Raw genomic sequence first — 26,169 nt, 5'->3', positions numbered from 1 at the left:
ATCATGAGTCAGAACGTTTATCAATTTATCGACCTGCAACGCGTTGATCCCGCTAAGAAAGCGTTGAAGATCCGCAAGATCGAGTTTGTTGAAATTTACGAGCCGTTTTCCGAAGGGCAGGCCAAGGCGCAGGCCGATCGCTGCCTCTCGTGCGGCAACCCGTACTGCGAATGGAAATGCCCGGTACACAACTACATCCCGAACTGGCTGAAGCTTGCCAACGAGGGGCGTATTTTTGAAGCGGCAGAACTGTCGCATCAAACCAACACCCTGCCGGAAGTGTGTGGACGCGTCTGCCCACAGGACCGTCTGTGTGAAGGTTCCTGTACTCTGAACGACGAGTTCGGCGCGGTGACTATCGGCAACATCGAGCGCTATATCAATGATAAAGCGTTCGAGATGGGATGGCGCCCGGATATGTCTGGCGTGAAGCAAACTGGCAAAAAAGTGGCGATTATCGGCGCGGGCCCGGCGGGCCTGGCCTGTGCGGATGTGCTGACGCGCAACGGCGTAAAAGCGGTCGTGTTCGATCGTCACCCGGAAATCGGCGGCCTGCTGACCTTCGGTATTCCGGCCTTTAAGCTGGAAAAAGAGGTGATGACCCGCCGCCGCGAAATCTTCACCGGTATGGGCATTGAGTTCAAACTGAATACCGAAGTGGGTCGTGACGTGCAGCTTGAAACCCTGCTGAGTGATTACGACGCAGTGTTCCTCGGCGTCGGCACCTATCAATCGATGCGCGGCGGTCTGGAGAACGAAGATGCCTCTGGCGTGTTTGATGCGCTGCCGTTCCTGATTGCCAATACCCGTCAAATCATGGGCTTTGGTGAGAACAAAGACGAGCCGTACATCAACATGGAAGGCAAACGCGTGGTGGTGCTTGGCGGTGGCGACACGGCGATGGACTGCGTGCGCACTTCCGTGCGCCAGGGCGCAACGCACGTCACCTGTGCCTATCGTCGTGACGAAGAGAACATGCCAGGCTCACGCCGCGAAGTGAAAAACGCGCGTGAAGAAGGCGTTGAGTTCCAGTTCAACGTGCAGCCGCTGGGCATTGAAGTGAATGCTAACGGCAAGGTGAGCGGCGTGAAAATGGCGCGCACCGAGATGGGCCAACCGGATGCGAAAGGCCGCCGTCGTGCGGAGATCGTTCCTGGCTCCGAGCACGTGGTTCCGGCAGATGCAGTGGTGATGGCATTTGGTTTCCGCCCGCACAGCATGGAGTGGCTGGCGAAACACAGCGTCGAGCTGGATTCTCAGGGCCGTATCATCGCCCCGGAAGGTCACGAAAATGCCTTCCAGACCAGCAACCCGAAAATCTTTGCCGGTGGCGATATCGTCCGTGGTTCAGACCTGGTAGTGACCGCCATCGCTGAAGGCCGTAAGGCGGCTGACGGCATTATGAACTGGCTGGAAGTGTAAGCCCTCCCTCAGCGTCGCCTGCCTGGAAAGGGAGGCGACGCTGAAATCCCCCGCTTTTGCAGGAAAGCCTCTCGCAATTCCTTAAGAAAATGAATGCAATACGCTGTTGCAGATTGTTCCATGCGAACGCCAGGCGTATAGCTGTTCCATTTTCAACGCAGGCTCGCATTGAGGGATAAAGGATGGAATCGCTCCCCGCACAATCTACCGCTGGTTATCAGCAGATTCACGACGGTATTATTGATCTGGTCAATAGCGCCCGGACGGAAACGGTACGTAGCGTTAACGCGCTGATGACAGCGACATACTGGGAAATTGGCCGACGAATTGTCGAGTTTGAGCAAGGCGGCGAGGCCAGAGCGGCTTATGGTGCACAACTTATCAAGCGGCTATCAAAGGATTTAAGTCTAAGGTATAAGCGTGGATTTTCCACCAGGAATTTATGGCAATTTAAGAATTTTTATATTTGTTTTCAACGAATTGAAATTGTGCAGACAGTGTCTGCACAATTCAGCCCCACAATTATCCAGACACTGTCTGGAGAATTGTGCCATTTAACGCAACTCGCCAAATCGTTCCCCCTGCCCTGGTCCACTTACGTCCGTTTGCTTTCCGTTAAAAATGCTGACGCCCGCAGCTTTTATGAGAAAGAGACGCTCCGTTGCGGCTGGTCAGCTCGCCAGCTCGAACGACAAATAGTGACCCAATTTTATGAGCGGACATTACTGTCTCATGACAAATCGGCCATGCTGCAAAAACACACTTCTGTCGAGACGCATATTCTTCCGCAACAAGCGATACGCGATCCCTTTCGTACTCGAATTTCTGGAGCTTAAAGATGAGTACTCAGAATCCGATTTTGAAGAGGCGCTGATTACCCATCTAATGGATTTCATGCTGGAACTTGGGGATGATTTCGCCTTTGTGGGCCGACAGCGGCGGTTACGCATTGATGACAACTGGTTTCGGGTGGATCTGCTGTTTTTCCATCGCCCTTTACGCTGCCTGCTTGTTGTAGACCTTAAGGTCGGGAAATTTAGCTATACCGATGCAGGGCAAATGAATATGTGCCCTCCCCTCGGACGACGAATGCGATTTTTCCAGGCCGGATAAGCGCCAGCGCCATCCGGCTTTTTTAACGCGCGAGCAAGCTGGCGCGAACTTTAACCACCGTTTTTTTGATATCACGTGATAGCGCCACGGTACACCCTGGTTTATGCGGCTCCCCCGGCATAAACACGGCGAACATTCCCGGCTTTAACGTCACCGCTTGCTCATCCTCAATGGCAGAGCAAAGCTGATAATCTTCCTCAGCATGCAGTTCTTCACACTGCCGTGCCGCCCCTGCAATACCATAATAAATCCGCTCATCTCCACTCAGCAAAAGCTGGATATCCACATACTGCACATGCAGCTCCGCTTTTTTGCTCTCGGCTGTCTGTGTGGAAAATTCCATCACATTCATAAAGATATCATCACCGCGCAGTTCATAACGCCCTGGCGCTTTCTCCTGCGGTCGGATAGTTAATGCCAATGCTAACGCCTCAGCCAATACGGGGTGTAACCCCGCAGCGTTCAGCGACTGAATTTCACCTGTTACCATGCTTTTTCTCCCTGGGCCAACAGCGCGGCCCCCAGTAGTCCGGCATCATGCCGATAGTGCGCGGATTGTAATGAAACCTGATAAACAGCAGGCTCCTGCGCCAGACAGGTCTCCACCCGCGCTAAATATCCTTCCGCCAGCCCAACGCTGCCGCCAATGACTACGCACTGGCAATCGGTTGTCGCTTTTACATCAGCGATTAATCTCGCCAGCGTCTGTGCCGAGCGGTGGATGAGCTGTATCGCCTGCTTATCGCCCTGCCCCGCGCGAGTGAAAATTGCTTTGGCATCACATCCTGCGAGTTCACCCACTGCCGCTGCCGCAATCCCGCGCCCTGAAGCAATGGCTTCTACGCAGCCCCGACGACCACAGCCGCACATCGGCCCGTTAGGATCGGCCAGCGTATGCCCCAGATGCCCGGCCAGACCGCCCGTTCCGGCGAGCAGTTTGCCGTGGCTTATCACACCGCCCCCCACGCCCGTGGAGACGGTGAGGAAAACCATGTCACGATAATCGCCATGCAGGGCATGATATTCCGCCCACGCCGCTGCCTGTGCGTCATTCACGGCCAGTGTCGGCAATCCGGTTATCGCTTCCAGCGTCTTCGTGAGCGGAAAATTGAGCAAGCCGCCCAGATTAAGCGGGTTAATCGCCAGCAGCACGCCATCGCGAATAATCCCGGTTGAGGCGATGGCCACCCGCGTGGCGCGAGGGAAAAGCGGCTCAACCAGCGTTTGCAAAGCGGTGCGCAGCGCATCCGGCGTCTTGCTTGCCGGTGTGGGTAGCTCGCGACGCGCCACGAGGTTCAGCGCATCATCCACCAGGGCGGCTGCCAGTTTGGTGCCACCGATATCAATTGCCAGCGTGGTCATAACACCGCCTTTTTTAACGCCGTGTTGTACCACTGGCAGATATGTTCCAGCCGCGTTATCGCGGAACCGACCGTGACCGCCCACGCGCCATGGCGCATCGCCTCAGCCGCCTGCGCAGGGGTGTTATAGCGCCCTTCGGCAATAACCCGGCAGCCTGCGTCGCTTAAGGACTTCACCAGTGCGAAGTCTGGCTCTTCCGGCGTGTGGGGCGTGGTGTAGCCCGAAAGCGTGGTGCCGATAATGTCAGCCCCCAGACGCTGACAGGCCATACCGTCTTCATATGTTGAGCAGTCGGTCATCGCCAGTAAACCGTGCTGGTGAATCTGCGCCAGCAGCGCCTCTACGCCCGCCGGGCGCACGCGGTCCGTGCCATCAACGGCGATGATATCGGCCCCGGCCTGCGCCAGCGCATCGACATCTTCCAGAAAAGGCGTGATACGCACCGGTGAGTCATCCAGGTCGCGTTTGAGGATGCCGATAATCGGGATGGACACGAGCGCGCGTGTGGCGCGTAGATTCGCCACGCCTTCAATGCGCAGTGCAACTGCCCCTGCCTGTTCCGCCGCCAGCGCCATCGCAGCGACAATGTCAGGTTTATCCAGCGGGCTATCAGGGACGGGCTGGCAGGAGACAATCAGCCCGCCAGATTGCGCAATGTTGTTATTGAGCTGTTCAAGTAAAGACATCATCATATCCTCGGAGAAGCGCCCGGCCTGCGCCGGGCTTCCTGGTTAACTTTTACTTTTCACTAATCCACTTTTATCGCCGCCAAACGGTATTGCTCCACTGAACGGTTTACCGTCGATCGCATCGTGTGTGCGCAGCGCTTCAGGGCGGATCCAGCGTTGAACGCGCGTGGGCATATCAAGGCCGATCAGCAGGATCACCACAAAGGTCAGGCTGAAGGAGAGCGAGCCCAGCGCGGTTCCCAGATCCAACCGTTGGGCGATCAACGCCCCGAGGATCGGAGCCAATGCGCCGCCTAACGCACCGACGTTGTAGGTAAAGCCGAGGCCCGCCGCACGTTGATCTGTTTCGAAATAACCGCCGATCAGTTTCGGTAAGATCCCGGAGATCCCCTGCCCCAGCATCTGCTGGAAGAAGAGTAACAAGCCCAGCACCCAGACGTTTGTGCCGCCAATCGCAAACACCGGAATGATCAGCAACTGTGAGGCCAGCAGGCTGCAAACATAGGCTTTGCGGGTGCCCAGCCAGTCGCCGAGGAATCCGCCCACGCAGCAGCCGACCGCCGCGCCAAATCCGCTGAAGAACAGGACGTTCGCTACGGTGTGCGGGTCATAGGCCAGCTCGGTTTTCAGATAGGTCGGCAGCAGCGCCTGAATCGGCCATGAGTAGAGAAAAGCAAACAGCACGACCACCATCAGCATCACGCCGGTTGGCCAGCGTTTACCGCTGCTTTGCACCATAAAACTGATGAAGATAATCGCGCACACCAGGCCCAGCAGCGCCACCAGCCCGGCAATGCGCGCTTCACCGGCGAAGCAGTACCACAGCGACGCGCCCGCGACGCAGGTCATGATGATGTTCATCACCCGATACTGGCCGCGATAGAGGATATCGACCATCGTGCGTACCGGGGCTTTGCCTTCGTGTTTGGCTTTCCAGTCTTCCGCTTCCGGGATGTTTTTACGCAGCCACAGCGCAAAGACGATGGGCACGATGCCGATGAAAAACAGCGCGCGCCAGCCCCAGACGGGCACCACCAGGCTGTAGACCTGTGCCGCAACAACAGCACCGACGGAGAAGCCGGAAATGAGAAAGCCGCTGGCTTTATTCCGTAGCTGTTTTGGCCAGCTTTCAATGACATAGGTTGCGCTGGAGCCGTATTCCCCCGCCATCCCCATGCCGATCACCAGACGGGCGATAAACAGGGAGGTGTAGCCCGGCGCAAAACCGCAGGCGAGCGTTCCCGCCGAGAAGAGAATGATGCTGGTGACCATTGCCAGGCGGCGACCGTAGCGATCCCCCATTGCGCCAAGCATCAGGCCGCCGAACCAGCGAGAGATAAAGGCGGCGGAGATCAGGCTTGCCGCCTGAACCGTGGTTAAACCGAATTCACCCTGCACTTCGGTTAACACCAGGGCGATTAAGACAAAATCAAAACCATCAAGCAAATATCCCAACCAGGCGGCGGAAAATGCCCGCCATTGTGCCCGATTAAGATGGCGATACCACGGGATGTTCTGGGTTGTTGTACTCATGGTGAGTCTCCCGCGGTGGGCCAGGCCCACGCGCTTTGGTATGAATGTGTTTGTGCCTGTGTCGGATGGCGGCTGGCGCCTTATCCGGCCTACGGACCGTGCTTGCTGCTGTGTCGGATGGCGGCTGGCGCCTTATCCGACCTACGGGACCGTGCTGGACGTAGGTCGGATAAGCGTTAGCGCCATCCGACAAAAACTCAGCTCCGCTCCTGCATCAACTGCTGCGCCAGCGCTTTTAGCTCCGGCAGGTATTTCTCGTCCACCGGGGCGAACGGTTTGCGGCACAGCGGCACGGAGACCACATCCATGTAATGCAGCACCGTTTTCAGCCCACGGAAGACGCCGACTTTGATCAGCAGGTCGATAACCTTGTTACACTCGCGCTGCAACTGCTGCGCCTTCGCGATATCGCCCGCTTTCAACGCCTGCGCGATCCCCATGTAACGCCAGCCCATGATGTTGTAGGTACTGCCGATCCCGCCGTCGGCCCCCGCCAGCAGGCCCGAGGCGAAGATTTCGTCATAACCGTTGTAAAGCACCAGATCCGGATGTTCGCGGCGGATCTGTTCCATCTGATACAGATCGCCCGAGGTTTGTTTCAGCGCGCCGACGCCCGGCAACGTCACCAGTGTGTTGATTTGATCCAGCGTCAGTTTTACACCACTCAGCGCCGGAATGTTGTAGACCACCATCGGTAATCCATCAGCCGAGTCGATAATTGCGCGATAGTGATCGCAATGTTCTTCAAAGCTGAACGGATAGTAGAACGGCGTCACCGCAGATACCGCATCGAAGCCATAACGCTTTGCCGCCGCCGCCAGTTGCTGGCTTTCCGCCGTGCTGACGCAGCCAACATGGGCAATCAGGGTGATTTTCCCTTTTCCCTCTTCCGCCACGATTTCAAGTACTTCTTCACGTTCGGCCAGGCTCTGAATAAACGCTTCCCCGGTCGATCCCCCCACGTAGACACCGTCAATCCCCTGCTCAATATTGAAACGCACCAGGCGACGCAGGCTCTCTTTATCAATCTTTTGCTGGCCGTCGAAAGGGGTGAGAAGCGCGGGCATTACGCCCCGTAAGTTGCTAGCCATACATACCTCGTAGTGATGTTTAATCGGATTAACTATGTACCTTTATACCTGTTATACCAGATTGCTTTTGCAGCAGCGTAATACAGAAAGCTTATTGTGCGATCGGCTTCACTAATTCGATCGTCGGGATGGGATCACTTACGGGATTTTTTGGCTTTGCCGAAGGCGTGCCAGGTGGCGGAAACGCTGTTGAGGTGGGTTTGCAAAGCGCGATCCGCTTCGTCTGGATCGTGCGCGCGAATGGCATCGACAATGGCGATATGCTGTTGATAGCTCACGCTATTGTGCTCGTGAAGTTCCTGATCCGCCACTTTCGGGCGGGCGGCGATCAGCCAGTCGAGCAGCGCGACGTGGATCGCCATAAAGATTGGGTTGCCGGGAATTTCCGCCAGCACGCGATGGAAGTCGACGTCCGAGCGGATAAACTGCGCGTTGTCATCCAGCGCCTGGCTGTTGATCTCCAGCGCTTTACTCAGTAGCGCAATTTGTTCATCCGTGGCGTGTTCGGCAGCATAGCGCACCAGGCTTGATTCAAAGAACAGACGCAGTTGTTCGAAGTGGGCGATACCGCCAGGGTGCGAGAGGAAATCTTTCGCCATGCCGGAGAGTTCGCCAATGATGGTGTCCGCTGAAGGGCGCGAGACGCGCGCGCGTTCGCCGTTGTTAATCTGCACCAGCCCTTTACGTTTCAGCGCGGCCAGCGCTTCTCGCACCGAGGGGCGGCCAACGTTGAAGAATGCCATCAGTTCACGCTCGGACGGTAACTGTTCCCCTTCGCCAAACTCACGACGGCGGATCATTTGTTCCAGCTCTTCTTCCACCATTTCAGACAGTTTTTTGCGCGTCAGCGGGCGACGGCGCAGGCTATTGCCGATAGGGTCGGATGTTTCTTCTGAGTGAGGATCAAATGCGCTCATAAGTACCGTTTTTACCGTAAGAAGGGGAAAATCAGCGTTTTTGCATCATATCATAAAAAAGAGGCGGGAGTGGCAGGCAGAGGCGAACGCCCCTGCCTGGTGAGACGATGTGCGCTAATACATATTCAGAATGTAAGTGAACCGGCAGGTAGAATCTATGGGCTGTTGTGCCGTCGTATCCACGCGTAGCTTCATATCATGCAGTTGCCTGGACGTGACCGGTTGCTGCTCTGCTGTCACCGTCACTTTGGCATTATCACAGCCGGAAGTCGAGAAGGTCATCTGCTGTGCGACAAAACGGCAGTAGGCTCCACGCTCATCAAAACTACTGCCATCACACAGTTTGCCATTTTCCATCAGGAAAGTGGGCAGCGTTTGCTCAATCACTGCGCCCGTCGATTGCAACCTGACAACCTTGTTATGCACAACATAGTTTTCATTCCACGAAACATCATAAGGTGCGAGGGATACGGTTGGACATGATGAATTCACTGCTACTGGGCCAGTGTAAGGCGTGGGAACAAACATTTGGTCCAAAGGGTCTTTTGATATTACATATGACGAGACGATCCACGGGCAACCATGTAAATCTCCGTCGTAGTAAACACCAATGACCACATCATTACATCCCCACCCCGTTACGGGTGAGAGATCGTCATATGCTTTTATACCGGGGCACCTGGCTTCAGGAAAGTGACCACCAAATGATTCGATCTTCAAAATAGGGGCGGTGCTTGTAGGGCCTGCTGTCCATGACACGATTGGTAAATCAGTAACCACAAGTGATTTGGATTCATAAACACCATATTCAACTGATGTAGGTGTAAGCACCGAAAGATTAAACCTATACTCTGTCATCGCCCCTGAGGATACTCCTGCAGGAATATGTAATGTGGCAATCTTTTGGGCTGCCAGTGCCCCGCAGGTGCATAAAATCAGTACCAATAAACACACTAAATGATGTATTTTCTTCATATTAAATATACTCAAACGTGGCGGTCAGGCTGGCAGTAAACTCACCGATCGTCACCTCACGGCCGCTTTTCGCCTGGATCCAGGCCCTGAAATTAATATCATTGTTACCGTTGATAAGCGCAAAGGTCGCTCCGGTGGTGTTGTTAATATCCACCCGCTTGCCTTCGAGGGTTTCCATCCCTATCCCCACCCCCTGCGCGGTCGAGGTGTCATCGATTGCCAGAAATCCCGGCTGACCGCTGTCTTCGGTGCCGCTCAGCGTGACTTTAACGTTGTATCCCGCCGGCCCTTTGCAGTCTTTCAGCTTAAACACAACCGGCAGGTGCGCGGACTGCCCGGCGACCATCAAATCCCGGTTGCTGACGGTGGGAAAATGGATTTCCGCCAGATTGGTGCCATCCACCACCAGCGTGCAGGATTTACTCAGCAGGTTGCCGTAAAAATGCAGGTTGTTATCTACCGCCAGTGCCCCCGTGCTGGCGGTCAGCAGCAGGCTGGCCAGCAGCGCGTAACCGGGCAAATAAGTGCGTGCTGTTTTCATTGGTAATCCACCCGTAAGGTTGCGTAAGCAGAAAAAGTCGTGTCGGTCAGCACCGCGTCAGCCGCTTTCACCGGAACCGCCTCCAGCTTCGGCTTCTGGGTAAAATCGGTGGCATTAATGGAAATCGAATCATTGAGCTTAAAACGCTGGCCGTCGTGCTGAAGCTCAATTCCAAACCCCGGCACATCCGTCTCAATGGCGGCATCATTGTAAGAGGTTGCTGTACCCGTCCAGGTGAGCGTCATCTCCCAGTCAGGGTCGCGCTCATTGGTTTCGCAACTCAGTTCGTATACCACTTCCTTACGACCGTAATTGCCATCAATGCTGTCGATAATGAGATCGCGAAATTCCACTTCAATGGTTTGCCCGCCGCTGATGCTACAGGCGGGTGGTGATACCAGCGTACCATGGAAAGTAATGTCCTCGTCGGCAGCCAGAGCCTTGCCCCAGCAGGCGCACAGTAAAATAAGCGTGAGTTTTTTCATTGGTAATCCACCACCATGGTCAGACTGGCGTTAAATTCCGATGGCGTTAACTGCACTCCGCTCTGCTTTACCGGCACCGCTTTCAACTGTGGCTGAGTATTAAAATTAAAAGGCGTCCAGGTATTTTCACCGACCGCAAACAGGGAATTATCGGCGGCGTTTTCTATCCGCACCCCTAAACCTGCGATATCCGTGCTGAGAACCGTTTCCCCGTTGATAACAGTCGTGTTGCCTTTAAGCTGCATCTGTAAGTCATCGCTGACTTTATTGCCGCAGTTGAGGGTGTATTTCGCATCCTGTCGGTAACTGGTGCCATCGATCTTGTTGATCACCACATTGCCAAACTCAACCGCGCTTCCCTTCACGGAGCACGGCGGCGGGCCATCGACCAGGATTCGCAGCGTCATATCCACCTGCTTAATGTCACTGGCAACGGCAACATCGCTGCCCCCCCATCCGGCCAGCACCAGCAACCCCGCGCCCGCTAAAAACTTGTGACTCATAAGTCCCTCCCGGCATCAGCCTTTGCGGCTCTGCTCTTCATCCACCTGGCAGTTGTTGCCGGTGCATTTGAAGTACAGCGGCATCCGCGCGCCGTAGTCGTTGATGTAGGTCAGCACCGGCACGCTGTCCATCTTCGCATTCAGCGGCGCGGAGGTTTTCGGCTCCAGCATCAGCGGTGTGAATCCCGCCGGCGGGTTGCCGCCTTTTTTTGCGCTGGCGTTGCTGATGATCACGTAGTACGGCGTCGGGTTATTGACGGTAAAATCCTGGCCGTTGCGGGTGAGCGTCACCTTGTGCTGCCACGGGTTTTTCATGCTGACGTTTTCCAGCGCCTTCGGTCGCCAGAACAGCTTGATGCGCGTCTGCAGCGCAATCTGCAGCGTGTTCGGTTTGTTCGATTTCGGCGGAATTTCACGCACATTAAAGTAAAACACGGTCTCGCGGTCGGCAGGCAGCTTGTTGATGTCCGGTAGCCCCTGCACCTTCACCTGGCCGTTCATCATTGCATCGATGCGCTGCACCGGCGGCAGCACCGCCAGCGGCGAGCTGATTTTGTTGCCCTTTGCATCCTCTATCCAGCTCTGCGCCAGATAGGGCAGTTTCTGATCGTTATTGCGCAGCGTGACGCTGATGGACTTGTCGCTTTCGTTAAACACCAGCCGTGTCCTGTCGGGCGTCACCGAAGCGTGGCCGGAGAAACTGGCCAGCAGCGCCAGCGCAGGGATAACGGTTTTTACCGTATGAGTCAGATTAAACATGGATCATTCCTTAATCACGTTACTGGTTTACTGAAATTGAAGTCGGGGGTTCCGTTGGCGTCACCCGCTGCGTCTGTTCCTGAATCACCGGTTTGACGTCCGGCGAGGTGGCAGGTGCGACGGCACCTTTTGTCTGGCAGGGCAGCAACAGGCCGTTGAACAGATCGGCCGGTAACGGGTCCGGCAGCGCGATGTCGCAGTGCGCCTCCCCGTTCCACGACACGGTCATGCGCTCGCCCGGTTTCACCCCGGCCAGATAGACGTTGCCGTCATCGTCCACCAGCCCGACCTGCTGCTCGTCGCTGTTTTTCACTTCCGCACCGAACGGCGGATGGCTGCCGTCGCTCAGACGCAGTACCGCCATCGCTTTCTGCCCGCTGATAACGGCAAATTTACGGTAGCCAATCGCGCCCTCGGTCAGCGTGGCCTGTACCACCGACTGGGTGGCTTCGGCGTTTTCCGGCAGTTTCGTCAGGTCGATATAGGCCTGGTTACGGTAGTAGTTGTTGACGTCCGCCACGACCGCCTTACCAAACATGTTGGTGTAAACCGGCGAGCCATTGCCTTCCACCGGCACGCCGGACACGCCGTCGGCGTCAATCAGCAGACGCGTGCCGCCCATATTCTGCGTGCGGTGCAGCGCCCCGCCGTGCGCGGTCAGTGTCGCGCCGCCCTGCAGTGAAATCCCGGCAGACTGATATTCGCCTTCATGGTAGTTGGCGCTTAAATCCACTTTCGCCAGCGAGCCGTCACGGCTGTAGTAGCCATCCACGCTGCCGTGGTTCTCACTGGTACCGACGTTAATCTGGTAATGCGAGGCATCGTCGATACGGCTGAAATAGCCGACCTGGCTGGAGTCTGAGCCGCTGCCGTAGTTGCCGTTATAGCTGACGGTACTGCTGTCGCCCCACGGCATACTCAGCGAGAGATACATCCCCTTGTCGGTGCTTTTGTCGTATTCGTAGCGGTAGCCGGTCAGGGACACGCTCATGTTGCGGATGCTGCCCATATTGAAATAGTGGGACATCATCACGTTGTAGTTGGTCTGCTCCGGCCGGTCCCAGTAGGTGCGGTGGGTGTAGTTAAGATAAACAGAAACCGCGGCATCCCGGAAGTTCTGGTTATAGGTCACCGTGTACATCTCTTTATCGTTGCCGGAGCGCACCATGTCCGCATCTTTCGCATCCAGATACTCGCTCATGGTCATGAAGTTCTTTTCAGAGAAGCGGTATCCGGCGAAGGTGACGCGGCTGTCCAGTTCGTCAAAGTCTTTGGCATAGCTCACGCGGAACGAGTTACCGTCCAGCGTGCGATTGTTGTAGGCGGTGTTCTCATCCAGGCGGACATGTGAGTGCGTGACGTCAAAGGCCATGGCACCAAGAATGGACAGGTCACGCCCGACGCCAATGGCCGCCGACTGATAGTTTTCATCCGCCAGCGCCCCGCCGTAGAGCGACCAGCCGTTGGCAATCCCCCAGGAGGCTTCGCCGCCGGAGAAAAATCCGCCGGCAATATTGTGCCCCCACTCCTGCGGGCGGCCCATCATCACTTTATAACGCACCTGGCCCTGACGGGTCAGGAACGGCATCGAGGCGGTGCTGATATCATATTCCTGCACCTGCCCGTTCTGCTCTTCAATACGCACATGCAGGGTCCCGGAGACGGAATCACCCAAATCCTGAATACGGAACGGCCCCGCCGGCACCTGGGTTTCGTAAATGACGCGGCCCATCTGGCTGACGGTCACTTTTGCCGTGGTGTGCGCCACCCCGGAAATATCGGGGGCGTAGCCGCGCAGATTGGGCGGCAGCATCTGGTCGTCGGTGCTGACGCTACCGCCGACATAGTTAAAGCCGTCGAAAATATCGGAATTAAGGTAATCCTCGCCGAGCGCAAGTTTGGCTTTCAGTGACGGCAGGGCGCGCCAGGCGTAGTAGCGGCTCCACTCCCAGTTTCTTTGTGTGCTGTTACCGTCGCTGTCTTCATCGTCATCGCCGCTACGGGTATGCTGGTAGTCCGTCTGCCAGTCGGCGCGCAGACGCCACGGGCCGAGGTTCGCCCCGACCGTGCCGTTGCCGGTGATATCGTTACTGTCATCGCCGCTCTGTTCATCGTGGCGGGTCTGGGCGTTAATGCTGTAGTCGGCAATCAGGCCGGGAATACCATCATCCCAGCGGGAAGGCGGGTCCCAGTCAATATCGCTGTATTCCAGGTAGGCCTGTGGCAGGGAGATTAATAACGCGGACTGGCTTAAATCAGCCTTAATATCAATACCTTCCAGCTGGCCAGGTGCAAGGCATTCACCGTTGCGGGACCATTGCAGGCTTTTTGCAATATCTTCTTTCAGACCAAACTGAGCGAGCAGCGCGGGCGTCAGACAGGCATAGGTTTTACCGGCCTCTTTTTCAGAGGCGTACCAGAAAATATCGTGGTCATCCGGGAGCGGCTGTTTATTTACCTGAACCGTTAAATTATATTTACCCGGCTCGACATAGCCCTGGCTGGAAAAACGTTTCAGATCGATTTTCGTGTCGCCTTTTAATTCCAGAAAACGGGAATCAAACTGAATATCATCATCAGCCCAGGCACTGGAATAACTTCCGGATATTGCCAGCGCAATATACCAGGGAAGCACCCGTAAACGGAAAAGAGAATGGTCTGGCATACACGTATCCATCCGTGATTATTATAATTTCGTCAGAATCGATTAAAAAACCCCATGACGTTGCCGCCATGGGGTGAAACATCAGAGATAGGTGATCTGGAACGTGGTATTAGCTTCAAATGCACCCAGGGTCGGCATTTCGCTTTCACCCACCAGCCACGCTTTAAAGTTCAGCGTCTGGTTTGGTTTACCTTTCGTGGTGGCGGTATCCAGAGTCAGCAGTTGCTCAATAGGCATGCCACTTTTGTATGCCGTGCCGTGTTCGTCACCGATCGCCAGGCTGACATGCTCAAATGGCATACCGGTTTCGGTGCTGAAAATGGTGTAGTTGTTGCTGTTTGATACCGCAGTATAGATGGTGCCGGTGAAGGTGGTCGAAGCCTTGGCCTGGGTATCAAACACGCAGTCCTGCAGGTGGATCTGGAACTCTTTCGGCGTGGTTGATTTGCCGCCTTTTAGTGTTTCAGAACCGATATCGCCCATATCAACTTCCAGTTTGTGGTCGTCAGGCACGATGGAGCACGGGGAATCTTCGATGGTGCCGTAGAAACGCGCGGTACCGTTGTTACCGGCAGCGATGGAAGAAGTTGACGCGAACGCACCCATTACCATCACCGCTGCAATAGCAGTTTTAACAAACTTACTCATTATTTGTCCTTAAACCATAAATAATTAAATTTTAATCGCCGGAAAACCTCAGATTAATAGTGAAGTGAACGGCTTAGAGATGACCATCGAATATGCGTCATTGCTTCCCGCAAAAGTGTGCATAAGATGATATTCTTTGGTGTGCGGCGATAGTGATACTGAAGGGGCAGACACTCAATTTATCTTTAGTTAATTCAGATTGTAGAATTTTTAATGATATGAGTGGCATTTATGCAAATAGTGCTGATTTAGCCGAAAAAAGCGACGCAAACGATAAAGGAAAACGCATGTTATAACAATAATGTATGTTTTTGTAAGTGATTACATCAGGCCGGACAATTAAAATATTGCATAATAATTATCATGAAATATAATATTAGAAAGCTGATATTTAATATTAAATAAGGTCTGAAAAAGACGTTATTACCAGAACATGTTAATCAAATATCAATTCCTCCCTCTTTCGATATCAATCCCTGCTGACATAGCCACTTCAGCCGGCGACCAGGGACAATCTCACCCATAAAAAAAGGCCCTTTCGGGCCTTTCGGGATATTTACTTCACCACGCGAAGTGCCGGGCGGCCACCGCGCGGCGGCGGGGTATCGTCCGGATCGGTGTCGTCGTCGTGATCCGGCTTATCGCCGTCGATGACCGACATCACCGTTTCGTTTTCAACGACTTCGAGGTCGTCGTTATAGCCTTCCGCATCTTCGTCGTAGGCCGTTTCCGGCTCGAACATGGTGCCTGCGCCGTTTTCACGCGCGTAGATAGCCAGCACGGCGGCCAGCGGCACGGAAACATTGCGTGGAACACCGCCGAAGCGTGCGTTGAAGCGAACTTCATCGTTCGCCAGCTCCAGGTTGCCCACCGCGCGTGGCGCGATGTTCAGGACTATCTGGCCGTCACGGGCGTACTCCATTGGTACCTGAACGCCTGGCTGCATGACATCAACGACCAAATGCGGCGTAAGCTGGTTGTCCAGCAGCCACTCGTAAAATGCACGAAGCAGATACGGGCGGCGTGGAGAAAGCTGTGACACATCCATTCAGTTAACCCCGGCCAAGGCGCATTTCGCGCTCGGCTTCCGTTAAGGAGGCAAGGAAAGAATCACGTTCGAAGACGCGGGTCATGTAGCCTTTCAGCTCTTTCGCACCCGCACCAGCCATTTCGATACCCATAACCGGCAGACGCCACAGCAGCGGCGCCAGGTAGCAGTCGACCAGGCTGAACTCATCGCTCAGGAAGTACGGCTTCTGAGTGAAGACCGGCGCAATCGCCAGCAGCTCTTCGCGCAGCTGTTTACGCGCAGCATCAGCCTGAGCCGCAGAGCCCGTCATCACGACGTTCATCAGCGTGTACCAGTCTTTCTCGATACGTTGCATGTACAGACGGCTTTCACCGCGTGCAACCGGGTAAACCGGCATCAGCGGCGGATGCGGGAAACGCTCATCCAGGTATTCCATAATGATGCGGGATTCCCACAGAGTCAGTTCGCGATCTACCAGTGTCGGAACGCTTTGATTCGGGTTGAGGTCAATCAGATCCTGCGGTGGATTGTCCTTTTCCACGTGCTCTATCTCAAAGCTGACACCTTTTTCAGCCAGCACGATGCGGACCTGATGGCTATAAATGTCAGTAGGACCAGAAAACAGCGTCATTACCGAACGTTTGTTGGCAGCGACAGCCATGAAAACCTCCAGGTATATTCAGAATTTTTACTGCTACCAGCCACACGGTGGCTAGCCAGAAGTGTGTCCCCATCCTGCGTTGAGTGGCATTCCTGCTTGCAAACCAAACAAAAATTGAACAATCACCCGCATTTGGGCAGAAAATTGGAGAATAGTTTACCAGATTTTGCACGGCTTGTGGTGAGTGGATTCTGGAAATCCGGAAAAAGAGCCGTGAGATTGGCATTGGCAATGCGATTATGGCGGGGGCGCTTCGCCTGCCTACCCTACAAATACGTTCATCGCGTAAGTGTTCAGGCATAAAAAAACCCGCCGAAGCGGGTTTTTGCGCAAATTGTTGTCTGCCGAAGCAGAAACCAATTAACGTTTGGAGAACTGAGGACGACGACGTGCTTTACGCAGACCGACTTTCTTACGTTCAACCTGACGAGCATCACGGGTAACGAAGCCAGCTTTACGCAATTCGCCACGCAGGGACTCATCATACTCCATCAGAGCGCGGGTGATACCGTGACGGATCGCACCAGCCTGACCAGAGATACCACCACCTTTAACGGTGATGTACAGATCCAGTTTCTCAACCATGTCGACCAGTTCCAGCGGCTGACGAACTACCATGCGGGCAGTTTCACGACCGAAGTACTGTTCCAGAGAACGTTGGTTGATAACGATTTTGCCGTTGCCCGGTTTGATGAAAACGCGAGCTGCGGAACTTTTGCGGCGACCAGTGCCGTAGTATTGATTTTCAGCCATTGCCTATAATCCCGATTAGATGTCAAGAACTTGCGGTTGCTGTGCCGCGTGGTTGTGCTCGGTACCCGCGTAAACTTTCAGTTTACGGAACATAGCACGACCCAGCGGGCCTTTTGGCAGCATGCCTTTAACCGCGATTTCAATCACACGCTCAGGACGGCGGGCAATCATCTCTTCAAAGGTCGCTTCTTTGATACCACCGATGTGGCCGGTGTGGTGATAGTACATTTTGTCAGTACGCTTGTTGCCGGTTACAGCAACTTTGTCAGCGTTCAGAACGATGATGTAATCACCGGTATCTACGTGCGGAGTGTATTCCGCTTTATGCTTACCGCGCAGGCGACGAGCCAGTTCAGTAGCCAGACGGCCCAGAGTTTTACCGGTCGCGTCAACAACATACCAGTCACGTTGAACGGTTTCTGGTTTAGCTGTAAAAGTTTTCATTAAAAGCTTACCCAAATAAATAAGTTACACGTTGGTGAACACCCAAACGTTTTGTCAGTTGAGGTTCACACGACATTGTCCAGCAAACCTACCCCTTCGAATAGCCTATGCCGGCACATAGAAAGTTTTGGGAAAAAAACCTTCTTGTAACGTGGGGTCGCAAGATTATAGAGAAGTCGGGGTTAAAGATCGACCCTTATTTGTGATTTTGATGGGGGGTTTTAATAGGGGGGTGCGGCCTGATGCCCTCCCCCCCAGCCCATCTCCCACGCGGAGAGGGGAGCATTTACGGCATATGCGGCCGTTTCAAATACTCTTCGCTCTGCATCTCCTGCAAACGCGACAGGCAGCGCTGGAACTCAAACTTCAGCCGTTCGCCCTGATAAATGTCGTACAGCGGCACTTCGGCGCTCACCACCAGCTTCACGTGGCGCTCATAGAATTCATCCACCAGCGCAATAAAGCGGCGCGCTTCGCTTTCCATCATTGGCGTCATGACGGGCACATCAAACAGCATCACCGTATGGAACAGGCACGAGAGCGCGATGTAGTCGTGCTGGCTGCGCGCATCGACGCACAGTGTGGTAAAGGAAACCGCCAGCGTTTGGTTCTCCACGCCCAGCGTCGGCAACGCGCGGTGGTTAATCTCAAGTTCGGGGGCGTGCTCACGCTTTGCGCCCGCCAGCGCCAGCCAAAGTTTATCCATCTCGACGCGGGTTTCGTCGTTTAGCGGCGAAAGCCACAGATGCGCCTGAGTTAACGTGCGTAGACGGTAATCGACACCCGCATCGACGTTCATGATGTCGCAGTGGGCTTTAATCGCGTCGATGGCCGGCAGGAAGCGCGCGCGCTGTAAGCCATTGCGATAAAGCTCATCCGGCGGGATATTCGAGGTGGCGACCAGCGTAATCCCACGCGAGAACAGCGCTTTCATCAGGCCGCCGAGCAGCATGGCGTCGGTGATATCTGAGACAAAAAACTCATCAAAGCAGAGTACGTCCGTTTCCGCTTTAAAGCGTTCAGCGACGATTTCCAGCGGGTCGCTATGACCCTGAAGCTGCGTCAGCTCTTCATGCACCCGCAGCATAAAACGGTGAAAGTGCAGACGCTGTTTACGTTCGCCCGGCAGGCTGTGATAGAACATGTCCATCAACCAGGTTTTCCCCCGGCCTACTCCGCCCCACATATACAAGCCGCGAACCGGCGTGTTCGTGTCCGCCTCGCGTTTACCAAGAAATTTTCCGAATTTTGCCATCAGGCCACCGCCGCTTTGGGCAGGCTGCGCACGATTGGCGAGCAGTTCCTGGTAGATGGTATCGAGGCGATTTACCGCCTCACGCTGGACATCATCAGGCTGATGGGTGCCCTCTTCGAGGGCCTGAAGATAACGCGATGTGGGGGACAGGCTTTGCATGATCTAATTGTTATTCCTTTGAAAACCGGTATGTCTTACTTCACGATTGGTGAAAAAAGTGCCGTTCTACACTACGCGATGATACGCCAGGATTCCACTTCTGCGGAATAAGCGGTTATAGTGGCAGTATCTGGTACAGGCAAGGAGCGCCTGGTAACCAATACCCTACGGAACCACAAAACAATGGGAGATGTTCATGACCTGGGAATATGCGCTAATTGGGCTCGTTGTCGGCATTATTATCGGTGCTGTGGCCATGCGTTTCGGTAATCGCAAATTGCGTCAACAACAGGCCCTGCAGTACGAGCTGGAAAAAAATAAAGCCGAACTGGAAGAGTACCGCGAAGAGTTAGTCAGCCATTTTGCGCGCAGTGCGGAATTGCTGAACAATATGGCGGACGACTATCGTCAGCTCTATCAGCACATGGCGAAAAGCTCAAGCAGCCTGCTGCCTGAAATGAGCGCAGAGTCTAATCCGTTCCGCAACCGTCTGGCTGAATCGGAAGCCGGTAACGACCAGGCGCCGGTACAGATGCCGCGTGACTACTCAGAAGGCGCATCCGGCCTGCTGCGTAGCGGTGCAAAACGCGACTAATCCTTTCTGCGAACAATTTATTTCACGGGCGCGCCTGTTGCGCCCGTCACTTCTCTCTGCCCCGACTATATTTAGTCAATATCCACATTGTTACCCCGAGAAAAATTCAATAACATCAGACTGTTTCGGGAAGCATGTCCTTACACCTCAGGTCAGGAGAGCCAGCATCAATGAATAAATCTACTTTGCTGTTGAGTGCGTTAGCGTTAAGTGTCGGCCTGTCCTTTGCCGTGCCTCAGGTGGCCAGCGCGTCGATTCCCACTCAGGTTCCAGGCCAGGGCGCACTGCCAAGCCTCGCGCCAATGCTGGAAAAAGTCTTGCCCGCCGTGGTGAGCGTGCAGGTGGAAGGCACCGCCACGCCGAGTCAGCGCGTGCCGGAAGAGCTGAAAAAATTCTTTGGTGAAGAAGGCGGCAATGAACCGGCGCAACCGTTCGAAGGTCTGGGTTCTGGCGTCATTATTGATGCGGCGAAAGGCTACGTCTTAACCAACAACCACGTCATCAGCCAGGCGCAAAAAATCAGCATCCAGCTGAATGATGGCCGCGAGTTCGATGCCAAACTGATTGGCAGCGATGACCAAAGCGATATCGCCCTGCTGCAAATTCAGGGCGGCAGCAAACTCACACAAATCGCCATTGCCGATTCCGATAAACTGCGCGTCGGCGATTTCGCCGTCGCCGTGGGTAACCCCTTCGGGCTGGGGCAAACCGCCACCTCCGGGATCGTATCAGCGTTAGGCCGCAGCGGGCTGAACCTCGAGGGGCTGGAAAACTTTATTCAGACCGATGCCTCGATTAACCGTGGCAACTCCGGTGGCGCATTGCTGAACCTCAACGGCGAGCTGATCGGCATTAACACCGCGATTCTCGCCCCTGGCGGCGGCAGCGTCGGGATTGGCTTCGCCATTCCCAGCAATATGGCGCAAATCCTCGCGAAACAGCTGATTCAGTTCGGCGAAATCAAACGCGGGCTGCTGGGTATTCGCGGTATGGAAATGAGCGCCGATATCGCCAAAGCGTTTAACCTCAACGTGCAGCGCGGGGCGTTTGTCAGCGAAGTACTGCCTAACTCTGGCTCGGCGAAAGCGGGCATAAAATCAGGCGACGTGATTGTCAGCCTGAACGGTAAAGCGCTGAGCAGCTTTGCCGAACTGCGCTCGCGCATTGCCACCACCGAACCCGGCTCAAAAGTGAAGCTGGGTCTGCTGCGCGATGGCAAACCGCTGGAAGTCGAAGTCACGCTGGATAAAAGCACCTCGGCGACCGCCAGCGCGGAAATGATCGCCCCGCAGCTCCAGGGCGCGTCCTTAAGCGACGGTCAGTTGAAAGACGGTACCAAAGGCATCGTCATCAGCGACGTGGAAAAAGGCAGCGCTGCGGCACAGGTTGGCCTGCATAAAGATGATGTCATCATCGGGATTAACCGCCAGCGCACGCAGTCCATCGCGGATATGCGCAAAGTGCTGGAGACCAAACCGTCGGTGATTGCCCTGAACGTGATGCGCGGTGAAGAGAGCATTTATCTCTTACTGCGTTAACCGTCTTACGCTGGACATCGCGCAGCGTGTGATGTCCAGCGAAGTCGTGGTATGCTGCGAACGTTTATTCATCAACGATACCTGATCATGCTTGCAAAGCTTTTACGTTCTGTCGCAATTGGTTTTATTGTCGGTGGCATTTTGCTGGCCGCGATGCCCTCGTTACGTAAGTGGACCACTGCGACCACTACGCTCACCAGCTCGGATGAATCCCCCGCCAGCTATAACCAGGCCGTGCGTCGTGCCGCACCTGCGGTCGTCAACGTCTATAACCGTGGTTTGAACAGCACCGGGCAGAATCAACTGGAGATCCGCACGCTCGGCTCCGGGGTGATCATGGACGAACGCGGGTATATCGTGACCAACAAGCATGTCATTAACGATGCCGATCAAATCATCGTCGCGTTGCAGGATGGCCGCGTATTTGAAGCGCTGCTGGTCGGCTCCGATACGCTTACCGACCTCGCGGTGCTGAAAATTAACGCCACCGGCGGCCTGCCGGTTATCCCAATCAACCCGAAGCGTGTGCCGCACATTGGCGATGTGGTGCTGGCGATTGGTAACCCTTACAACCTGGGGCAGACCATTACGCAGGGCATCATCAGCGCCACCGGGCGTATCGGCCTGAACCCGACCGGGCGACAGAATTTCCTGCAAACGGATGCCTCCATCAATCACGGTAACTCCGGCGGCGCACTGATTAACTCGCTGGGCGAGCTGATGGGTATCAACACCCTCTCCTTCGATAAGAGTAACGATGGTGAAACGCCGGAAGGCTTAAGCTTCGCCATCCCGTTCCAGCTGGCGACGAAGATCATGGATAAACTGATCCGCGATGGCCGGGTGATCCGTGGTTACATCGGGATCGGCGGGCGCGAGATCGCCCCGCTTCACGCGCAGGGTGGCGGCATGGATCAGATCCAGGGGATCGTGGTTAACGAAGTCACCGCCGGTGGCCCGGCCGCGCAGGCAGGCATTCAGGTTAATGACGTTATCACATCGGTGAACGGTAAACCGGCGCTCTCCGCGCTGGAAACCATGGACCAGGTGGCCGAGATTCGTCCGGGGTCGGACATCCCGGTTGAAGTCATGCGCGACGACAAGAAATTAACGCTGAAGGTGACGATTCAGGAGTATCCGGCGTCGAACTAACAGGCTCCCCCATTACGGGGGAGCATGTGTTAATCAATAAACATTGGCCCGGCGGGATAGCGCGCCAGAAACCCTGCAATCGCCAGTAGCGACCACAACGATGGCCAGGCAATCTGCCGCTCGGCCATCTCTTTATCCAGCAGTTCCAGTTCTGCCACACCGTTTTCTCCCAGTACGCCACCCTGCCACAGCAGCCGCTGCGCCTGTTGCCTCGTCCACAGAGAATCGCTTTTCCACGCCAGCAGATGCAGCAGCACCTGATGCACGCAGTTGGGGTGCGAGTGACCATCCCGCAGCAGGCGCTGATAAACCGGGAGCGCAATGCTGCGCACCGTGAGAAACGACTCCCGAATCTGCGCAGATTCCGGCACGCTATCAACCGCAAACTGCCCGGCATAATCACATAAGCGGTTGTGGGCCATCGGTTTTCGCAGGGCGTTCATTTTCCCCGCCGCTGCACACAGCAGACCAATACTTTGCAGGCTGACAGCAGACTGTAGCAACGTTGAAGGCAGTCTTGCCGCGATGCACGCATTGTCGCTGTCGGCATTTTGCGCCCCAACATTGTAGCAATCCCCAAACAATTCTTGAGCGCGCGACGTCAGCGCCGGATGCGCTAAAAGACCCAGCGCTGGTTGTAACTGCTCAAGTTCATCCGTCGATTGCTGAACGCTGGTCAGAACCGCTTGCATGGACGACGCCCCAACCTGCGGACGTAATGCTGCCATTTCACTCATCTTTGTATCCTTACATCAAAAGAGCGGGCAACCCCGCTCAGTTAGGGTTAAGCCATCGCCAGAACATACTTCAGCATCACGCCGGCGGCGATGGCTGAGCCAATCACGCCCGCCACGTTCGGGCCCATCGCGTGCATCAGCAGGAAGTTTTGCGCATCCGCTTCCAGCCCCACTTTGTTCGACACGCGCGCCGCCATCGGCACCGCCGAGACGCCCGCCGAGCCTATCAGTGGGTTGATTTTGTTTTTGCTGAACAGGTTAAGCAGTTTCGCCATAATCACGCCCGCCGCTGTCCCGATACCAAAGGCGATCACCCCCAGCACCAGAATGCCCAGCGTCTGCGGTTGCAGGAATTTATCCGCCACCAGCTTCGCGCCCACCGACAGGCCGAGGAAAATGGTCACAATATTAATCAGCCCGTTTTGCACCGTGTCGCTCAGGCGCTCCACCACGCCGCTTTCGCGCATCAGGTTGCCGAAGCAGAACATCCCCAGCAGCGGCGCGGCGTCCGGCAGCAGCAGCGCCACCAGCAGCAGCAGGATCACCGGGAAGATGATTTTTTCCCGTTTGCTGATGGTTCGCAGCTGCACCATGCGGATTTTGCGTTCACTCTCGGTAGTCAGCGCCTTCATGATCGGCGGCTGGATCAACGGCACCAGCGCCATATAGGAGTACGCTGCCACGGCAATCGCTCCGAGCAGCTCCGGCGCCAGCTTGCTGGCGAGGTAAATGGCCGTGGGGCCATCCGCGCCGCCGATAATACCGATCGCCGCCGCCTGCGGCAGGGTGAAGTGGATGAAACCAAGGTAGTTCAGCCCCAGCGCACCCAGCACGGTGGCGAAGATGCCGAACTGCGCCGCCGCACCAAGCAGCAGCGTGCGCGGGTTGGCCAGCAGCGGGCCGAAGTCGGTCATCGCCCCGACGCCCATGAAGATCACCAGCGGCGCCACGCCGGAGCCAATCGCCACTTTATAAAACAGCGCCAGCACGCCCGGCGTGTAGCCCATATCCACCGCCAGCGTTTCCATCTGGTTTTGCACCGACGGTAACGCCAGCGCCAGCGCTTCCTTGATGGCGTGAACATCCGGCGTGCAGTTGAGCTTCGCGGCAATCACCGCCAGTTGCCCGGCGTCGTGATGCGCCAGCAGGCTTTCCAGCGCGGTCATCGCCATGCCAGCTTCCGGGATGTTCGACAGCAGGCCGCCGAAGCCAATCGGCAACAGCAGCAGCGGTTCAAACTTCTTCGCGATGGCCAGCCACAGCAGCAGCAGGCTGACCAGCAGCATCACCGCCTGGCCTGCGCTGAGATGCATCAGCCCCATGCCCTGAAGCAGGGCGTTCAGACTCTCCATATCCGCCCCCGTTACGCCAGCGTCATCAGGGTGTCACCCACCGCAACCGCATCCCCGGCTTTCACCGCGATACCGCGTACCGTGCCCGCCTGCGCGGCGCGGATCTCCGTTTCCATCTTCATGGCTTCGAGGATCAGCAGCACGTCGCCTTCCGCCACCTGCTGGCCTTCGCTGGCGATAACTTTCCAGATATTCCCGGCCAGCGGCGCGGCAACCGGTGTGCCTGTGCCCGCCGGAGCAGAAGCCTGCGGTGCCGGAGCCGATGCGGCGGCGACAGGCGTGATATCGCCGCCATCGCTCACTTTCACCACCCAGGCTTTGCCGTCCACTTCGACGGTATAAATACCGCTGGATGCCGCCGGTTTTGGCGCGCTGACCGGGGCGGCAGGTTTTGCCACCGCCAGCTCAGGACGCGGCTCAAACGCCGCCGGGTTGTCGCGATTCTCAAGGAACTTCAGGCCCGGCTGCGGGAAAAGCGCCACGGTCAGCACATCGTCAATGGCGTTATCGGCAAGGGTGATGCCTTTTTCCTGCGCCTGACGTTTGATATCCGCTTCCAGCGTCGCCAGTTCAGGCTTCAGCAGGTCCGCCGGACGACAGGTAATCGCCTGGCCGCCTTCCAGCACACGGGCCTGCAACGCCGCATTTACCGGCGCGGGCGTGCGGCCATATTCGCCTTTCAGAATGCCCGCCGTCTCTTTGGCGATGGATTTGTAGCGCTCGCCGGTCAGCACGTTGAGCACCGCCTGGGTGCCGACAATCTGCGACGTGGGCGTCACCAGCGGGATAAACCCGAGGTCCTCACGCACGCGCGGGATTTCCGCCAGCACGGCATCGAGCCTGTCGGCGGCGTTCTGCTGCTTCAGCTGGCTTTCCAGGTTGGTGAGCATCCCGCCCGGCACCTGCGCCACCAGAATGCGGCTGTCGTAACCTTTTAGCTGGCCTTCAAAACTGTGGTATTTCTTACGCACATCGCGGAAGTACGCGGCGATTTTCTCAATCTGCGGCAGGGAGAATCCGGTATCCTGCGGTGTGCCCGCCAGCGTGGCGACCAGCGCTTCGGTGGCCGGATGGCCGTAGGTGGCGCTCATCGACGAGATAGCCGTATCGACGCCGTCGACGCCCGCGTCAATCGCTTTAAGCAGCGCCATTTCCGCCATACCGGTGGTGGCGTGGCAGTGCAGATGCAGGCGCACGTCATAGCGTTTTTTGATTTCACTGACCAGCTCATACGCCGCGCCGGGCGTCAGGATACCGGACATATCCTTGATGGCGATGGAGTCGACGCCGATTTCCAGCAGCTGTTCCGTCAGGTCGAGCCAGGTTTGGAGGTTATGCGCCGGGCTGGTGGTGTAGGAGAGCGTGCCCTGCGCATGCGCGCCGTGGCTGCGCACCGCCTGGAGAGAGGCTTTCATATTGCGCGGGTCGTTCATGGCGTCAAACACGCGGAACACGTCCATGCCGTTTTTCACGGCACGCTCGACAAAGCGTTCCACCACGTCATCGGCGTAGTGGCGATAACCCAGTAAATTCTGCCCGCGCAGCAGCATCTGCAGCGGGGTTTTCGGCAGGGCTTTTTTCAGCTCGCGCAGACGCACCCACGGGTCTTCGCCGAGAAAACGAATACAGGCATCAAAGGTGGCACCGCCCCAGCACTCCAGCGACCAGTAGCCCACGTCATCAAGCGCGGCGGCAATCGGCAGCATATCGTCAAGACGCAGACGGGTGGCAAACAGAGACTGGTGAGCGTCGCGCAGGACGACATCGGTAATAGCAACGGTCATAAATTC

The 26,169-nt window shown here is 56.0% G+C and carries 25 protein-coding genes and 1 pseudogene; 5 read left to right on the top strand and 21 right to left on the bottom strand.

Going from position 1 to position 26,169, the window contains the following annotated elements:
* The first annotated feature begins 3 nt into the window (after positions 1-3).
* Positions 4-1,422, top strand: coding sequence for a glutamate synthase subunit GltD (gltD, locus tag G163CM_RS20540; protein ID WP_015962813.1), 1,419 nt, complete (start codon positions 4-6; stop codon positions 1,420-1,422).
* A 182-nt stretch (positions 1,423-1,604) separates the two neighbouring features.
* A pseudogene (locus G163CM_RS20535) lies at positions 1,605-2,490 on the top strand (PDDEXK nuclease domain-containing protein); the annotation flags it as partial.
* Positions 2,491-2,557: 67 nt separating this feature from the next.
* Here G163CM_RS20535 and nanQ read toward each other — a convergent pair.
* The 18 genes from nanQ to zapE form a co-directional block, all read right to left on the bottom strand.
* Positions 2,558-3,025: an N-acetylneuraminate anomerase gene (gene nanQ / locus G163CM_RS20530; protein ID WP_231826109.1), complete on the bottom strand. Its 468-nt coding sequence runs from the start codon at positions 3,023-3,025 to the stop codon at positions 2,558-2,560.
* A complete protein-coding gene (nanK, locus tag G163CM_RS20525; RefSeq protein ID WP_231826108.1) occupies positions 3,019-3,897 on the bottom strand; it encodes an N-acetylmannosamine kinase in 879 nt (292 codons plus the stop codon). The genes nanQ and nanK overlap by 7 nt, the downstream gene beginning before the upstream one ends.
* Positions 3,894-4,583, bottom strand: a complete 690-nt coding sequence (locus tag G163CM_RS20520) for an N-acetylmannosamine-6-phosphate 2-epimerase (protein WP_231826107.1) — start codon at positions 4,581-4,583, stop codon at positions 3,894-3,896. The genes nanK and G163CM_RS20520 overlap by 4 nt, the downstream gene beginning before the upstream one ends.
* A gap of 45 nt (positions 4,584-4,628) precedes the next feature.
* Positions 4,629-6,119, bottom strand: coding sequence for an MFS transporter (locus G163CM_RS20515; protein WP_231826106.1), 1,491 nt, complete (start codon positions 6,117-6,119; stop codon positions 4,629-4,631).
* A gap of 197 nt (positions 6,120-6,316) precedes the next feature.
* Positions 6,317-7,210 (bottom strand): N-acetylneuraminate lyase, encoded by an 894-nt coding sequence (gene nanA, locus G163CM_RS20510; RefSeq protein WP_231826105.1) that lies wholly within the window; start codon positions 7,208-7,210, stop codon positions 6,317-6,319.
* A gap of 134 nt (positions 7,211-7,344) precedes the next feature.
* The gene (gene nanR / locus G163CM_RS20505) at positions 7,345-8,127 is read right to left on the bottom strand and encodes a transcriptional regulator NanR (RefSeq protein ID WP_231826104.1); all 783 of its coding nucleotides are present in this window, start codon (positions 8,125-8,127) and stop codon (positions 7,345-7,347) included.
* A 114-nt stretch (positions 8,128-8,241) separates the two neighbouring features.
* Positions 8,242-9,102 (bottom strand): StfH/YfcO family fimbrial adhesin, encoded by an 861-nt coding sequence (locus tag G163CM_RS20500; RefSeq protein WP_231826103.1) that lies wholly within the window; start codon positions 9,100-9,102, stop codon positions 8,242-8,244.
* A 1-nt stretch (position 9,103) separates the two neighbouring features.
* On the bottom strand, positions 9,104-9,643 hold the full coding sequence (locus G163CM_RS20495) for a fimbrial protein (protein WP_231826102.1): 540 nt from the start codon (positions 9,641-9,643) through the stop codon (positions 9,104-9,106).
* Entirely contained in the window at positions 9,640-10,128 is a 489-nt protein-coding gene (locus tag G163CM_RS20490) for a fimbrial protein (protein ID WP_231826101.1), read from the bottom strand. The genes G163CM_RS20495 and G163CM_RS20490 overlap by 4 nt, the downstream gene beginning before the upstream one ends.
* Positions 10,125-10,631: a fimbrial protein gene (locus G163CM_RS20485; protein ID WP_000018447.1), complete on the bottom strand. Its 507-nt coding sequence runs from the start codon at positions 10,629-10,631 to the stop codon at positions 10,125-10,127. Before G163CM_RS20485 ends, G163CM_RS20490 begins: the two co-directional genes overlap by 4 nt.
* Before the next feature lie 15 nt (positions 10,632-10,646).
* Positions 10,647-11,390: a fimbria/pilus periplasmic chaperone gene (locus tag G163CM_RS20480; RefSeq protein ID WP_231826100.1), complete on the bottom strand. Its 744-nt coding sequence runs from the start codon at positions 11,388-11,390 to the stop codon at positions 10,647-10,649.
* Positions 11,391-11,409: 19 nt separating this feature from the next.
* Positions 11,410-14,055 (bottom strand): fimbrial biogenesis outer membrane usher protein, encoded by a 2,646-nt coding sequence (locus G163CM_RS20475; RefSeq protein WP_231826099.1) that lies wholly within the window; start codon positions 14,053-14,055, stop codon positions 11,410-11,412.
* Positions 14,056-14,136: 81 nt separating this feature from the next.
* Positions 14,137-14,703 carry a fimbrial protein gene (locus tag G163CM_RS20470; RefSeq protein ID WP_231826098.1) on the bottom strand — a complete coding sequence of 189 codons (567 nt, stop codon included), beginning with the start codon at positions 14,701-14,703 and terminating at the stop codon, positions 14,137-14,139.
* Between the two features lie 556 nt (positions 14,704-15,259).
* Positions 15,260-15,751, bottom strand: a complete 492-nt coding sequence (sspB, locus tag G163CM_RS20465; protein WP_015962806.1) for a ClpXP protease specificity-enhancing factor — start codon at positions 15,749-15,751, stop codon at positions 15,260-15,262.
* 4 nt (positions 15,752-15,755) lie between these two features.
* Entirely contained in the window at positions 15,756-16,394 is a 639-nt protein-coding gene (gene sspA / locus G163CM_RS20460; RefSeq protein ID WP_015962805.1) for a stringent starvation protein SspA, read from the bottom strand.
* 360 nt (positions 16,395-16,754) lie between these two features.
* Entirely contained in the window at positions 16,755-17,147 is a 393-nt protein-coding gene (rpsI, locus tag G163CM_RS20455) for a 30S ribosomal protein S9 (protein WP_000829815.1), read from the bottom strand.
* A 15-nt stretch (positions 17,148-17,162) separates the two neighbouring features.
* Entirely contained in the window at positions 17,163-17,591 is a 429-nt protein-coding gene (rplM, locus tag G163CM_RS20450; protein ID WP_015962804.1) for a 50S ribosomal protein L13, read from the bottom strand.
* Between the two features lie 286 nt (positions 17,592-17,877).
* On the bottom strand, positions 17,878-19,005 hold the full coding sequence (gene zapE / locus G163CM_RS20445) for a cell division protein ZapE (RefSeq protein ID WP_231826097.1): 1,128 nt from the start codon (positions 19,003-19,005) through the stop codon (positions 17,878-17,880).
* Between the two features lie 196 nt (positions 19,006-19,201).
* On the opposite strand from zapE, the gene zapG reads away from it, so the two are divergent.
* The 3 genes from zapG to degS all read left to right on the top strand — a co-directional run bounded on the left by zapG (position 19,202) and on the right by degS (position 22,290).
* On the top strand, positions 19,202-19,600 hold the full coding sequence (gene zapG, locus G163CM_RS20440) for a Z-ring associated protein ZapG (protein ID WP_015962802.1): 399 nt from the start codon (positions 19,202-19,204) through the stop codon (positions 19,598-19,600).
* A gap of 170 nt (positions 19,601-19,770) precedes the next feature.
* The gene (gene degQ / locus G163CM_RS20435; protein ID WP_015962801.1) at positions 19,771-21,138 is read left to right on the top strand and encodes a serine endoprotease DegQ; all 1,368 of its coding nucleotides are present in this window, start codon (positions 19,771-19,773) and stop codon (positions 21,136-21,138) included.
* A gap of 87 nt (positions 21,139-21,225) precedes the next feature.
* A complete protein-coding gene (gene degS / locus G163CM_RS20430; protein WP_231826096.1) occupies positions 21,226-22,290 on the top strand; it encodes an outer membrane-stress sensor serine endopeptidase DegS in 1,065 nt (354 codons plus the stop codon).
* A gap of 29 nt (positions 22,291-22,319) precedes the next feature.
* Here degS and G163CM_RS20425 read toward each other — a convergent pair whose 3' ends face one another.
* The 3 genes from G163CM_RS20425 to oadA are packed head-to-tail and all read right to left on the bottom strand — an operon-like array spanning position 22,320 to position 26,163.
* Positions 22,320-23,027 (bottom strand): hypothetical protein, encoded by a 708-nt coding sequence (locus G163CM_RS20425; RefSeq protein ID WP_231826095.1) that lies wholly within the window; start codon positions 23,025-23,027, stop codon positions 22,320-22,322.
* 47 nt (positions 23,028-23,074) lie between these two features.
* Positions 23,075-24,379, bottom strand: coding sequence for an oxaloacetate decarboxylase subunit beta (locus tag G163CM_RS20420; RefSeq protein ID WP_231826094.1), 1,305 nt, complete (start codon positions 24,377-24,379; stop codon positions 23,075-23,077).
* Positions 24,380-24,390: 11 nt separating this feature from the next.
* Positions 24,391-26,163 carry a sodium-extruding oxaloacetate decarboxylase subunit alpha gene (oadA, locus tag G163CM_RS20415; RefSeq protein WP_231826093.1) on the bottom strand — a complete coding sequence of 591 codons (1,773 nt, stop codon included), beginning with the start codon at positions 26,161-26,163 and terminating at the stop codon, positions 24,391-24,393.
* Between the last annotated feature and the right edge of the window lie 6 nt (positions 26,164-26,169).

It is taken from the genome of Pseudocitrobacter corydidari (assembly GCF_021172065.1).
GTDB classification, from domain to species: Bacteria; Pseudomonadota; Gammaproteobacteria; order Enterobacterales; family Enterobacteriaceae; genus Pseudocitrobacter; species Pseudocitrobacter corydidari.
The sequence above is the reverse complement of the archived record's forward strand: the minus strand, read 5'-3'. Positions and strand labels throughout refer to the sequence as shown.

Bases quoted from the DNA above. Each gene is read 5' to 3' on its own strand.
- gltD (WP_015962813.1), top strand. From the start codon at position 4: ATGAGTCAGAACGTTTATCAATTTATCGACCTGCAACGCGTTGATCCC.
- nanQ (WP_231826109.1), bottom strand. From the start codon at position 3,025: ATGGTAACAGGTGAAATTCAGTCGCTGAACGCTGCGGGGTTACACCCC.
- nanK (WP_231826108.1), bottom strand. From the start codon at position 3,897: ATGACCACGCTGGCAATTGATATCGGTGGCACCAAACTGGCAGCCGCC.
- G163CM_RS20520 (WP_231826107.1), bottom strand. From the start codon at position 4,583: ATGTCTTTACTTGAACAGCTCAATAACAACATTGCGCAATCTGGCGGG.
- G163CM_RS20515 (WP_231826106.1), bottom strand. From the start codon at position 6,119: ATGAGTACAACAACCCAGAACATCCCGTGGTATCGCCATCTTAATCGG.
- nanA (WP_231826105.1), bottom strand. From the start codon at position 7,210: ATGGCTAGCAACTTACGGGGCGTAATGCCCGCGCTTCTCACCCCTTTC.
- nanR (WP_231826104.1), bottom strand. From the start codon at position 8,127: ATGAGCGCATTTGATCCTCACTCAGAAGAAACATCCGACCCTATCGGC.
- G163CM_RS20500 (WP_231826103.1), bottom strand. From the start codon at position 9,102: ATGAAGAAAATACATCATTTAGTGTGTTTATTGGTACTGATTTTATGC.
- G163CM_RS20495 (WP_231826102.1), bottom strand. From the start codon at position 9,643: ATGAAAACAGCACGCACTTATTTGCCCGGTTACGCGCTGCTGGCCAGC.
- G163CM_RS20490 (WP_231826101.1), bottom strand. From the start codon at position 10,128: ATGAAAAAACTCACGCTTATTTTACTGTGCGCCTGCTGGGGCAAGGCT.
- G163CM_RS20485 (WP_000018447.1), bottom strand. From the start codon at position 10,631: ATGAGTCACAAGTTTTTAGCGGGCGCGGGGTTGCTGGTGCTGGCCGGA.
- G163CM_RS20480 (WP_231826100.1), bottom strand. From the start codon at position 11,390: ATGTTTAATCTGACTCATACGGTAAAAACCGTTATCCCTGCGCTGGCG.
- G163CM_RS20475 (WP_231826099.1), bottom strand. From the start codon at position 14,055: ATGCCAGACCATTCTCTTTTCCGTTTACGGGTGCTTCCCTGGTATATT.
- G163CM_RS20470 (WP_231826098.1), bottom strand. From the start codon at position 14,703: ATGAGTAAGTTTGTTAAAACTGCTATTGCAGCGGTGATGGTAATGGGT.
- sspB (WP_015962806.1), bottom strand. From the start codon at position 15,751: ATGGATGTGTCACAGCTTTCTCCACGCCGCCCGTATCTGCTTCGTGCA.
- sspA (WP_015962805.1), bottom strand. From the start codon at position 16,394: ATGGCTGTCGCTGCCAACAAACGTTCGGTAATGACGCTGTTTTCTGGT.
- rpsI (WP_000829815.1), bottom strand. From the start codon at position 17,147: ATGGCTGAAAATCAATACTACGGCACTGGTCGCCGCAAAAGTTCCGCA.
- rplM (WP_015962804.1), bottom strand. From the start codon at position 17,591: ATGAAAACTTTTACAGCTAAACCAGAAACCGTTCAACGTGACTGGTAT.
- zapE (WP_231826097.1), bottom strand. From the start codon at position 19,005: ATGCAAAGCCTGTCCCCCACATCGCGTTATCTTCAGGCCCTCGAAGAG.
- zapG (WP_015962802.1), top strand. From the start codon at position 19,202: ATGACCTGGGAATATGCGCTAATTGGGCTCGTTGTCGGCATTATTATC.
- degQ (WP_015962801.1), top strand. From the start codon at position 19,771: ATGAATAAATCTACTTTGCTGTTGAGTGCGTTAGCGTTAAGTGTCGGC.
- degS (WP_231826096.1), top strand. From the start codon at position 21,226: ATGCTTGCAAAGCTTTTACGTTCTGTCGCAATTGGTTTTATTGTCGGT.
- G163CM_RS20425 (WP_231826095.1), bottom strand. From the start codon at position 23,027: ATGAGTGAAATGGCAGCATTACGTCCGCAGGTTGGGGCGTCGTCCATG.
- G163CM_RS20420 (WP_231826094.1), bottom strand. From the start codon at position 24,379: ATGGAGAGTCTGAACGCCCTGCTTCAGGGCATGGGGCTGATGCATCTC.
- oadA (WP_231826093.1), bottom strand. From the start codon at position 26,163: ATGACCGTTGCTATTACCGATGTCGTCCTGCGCGACGCTCACCAGTCT.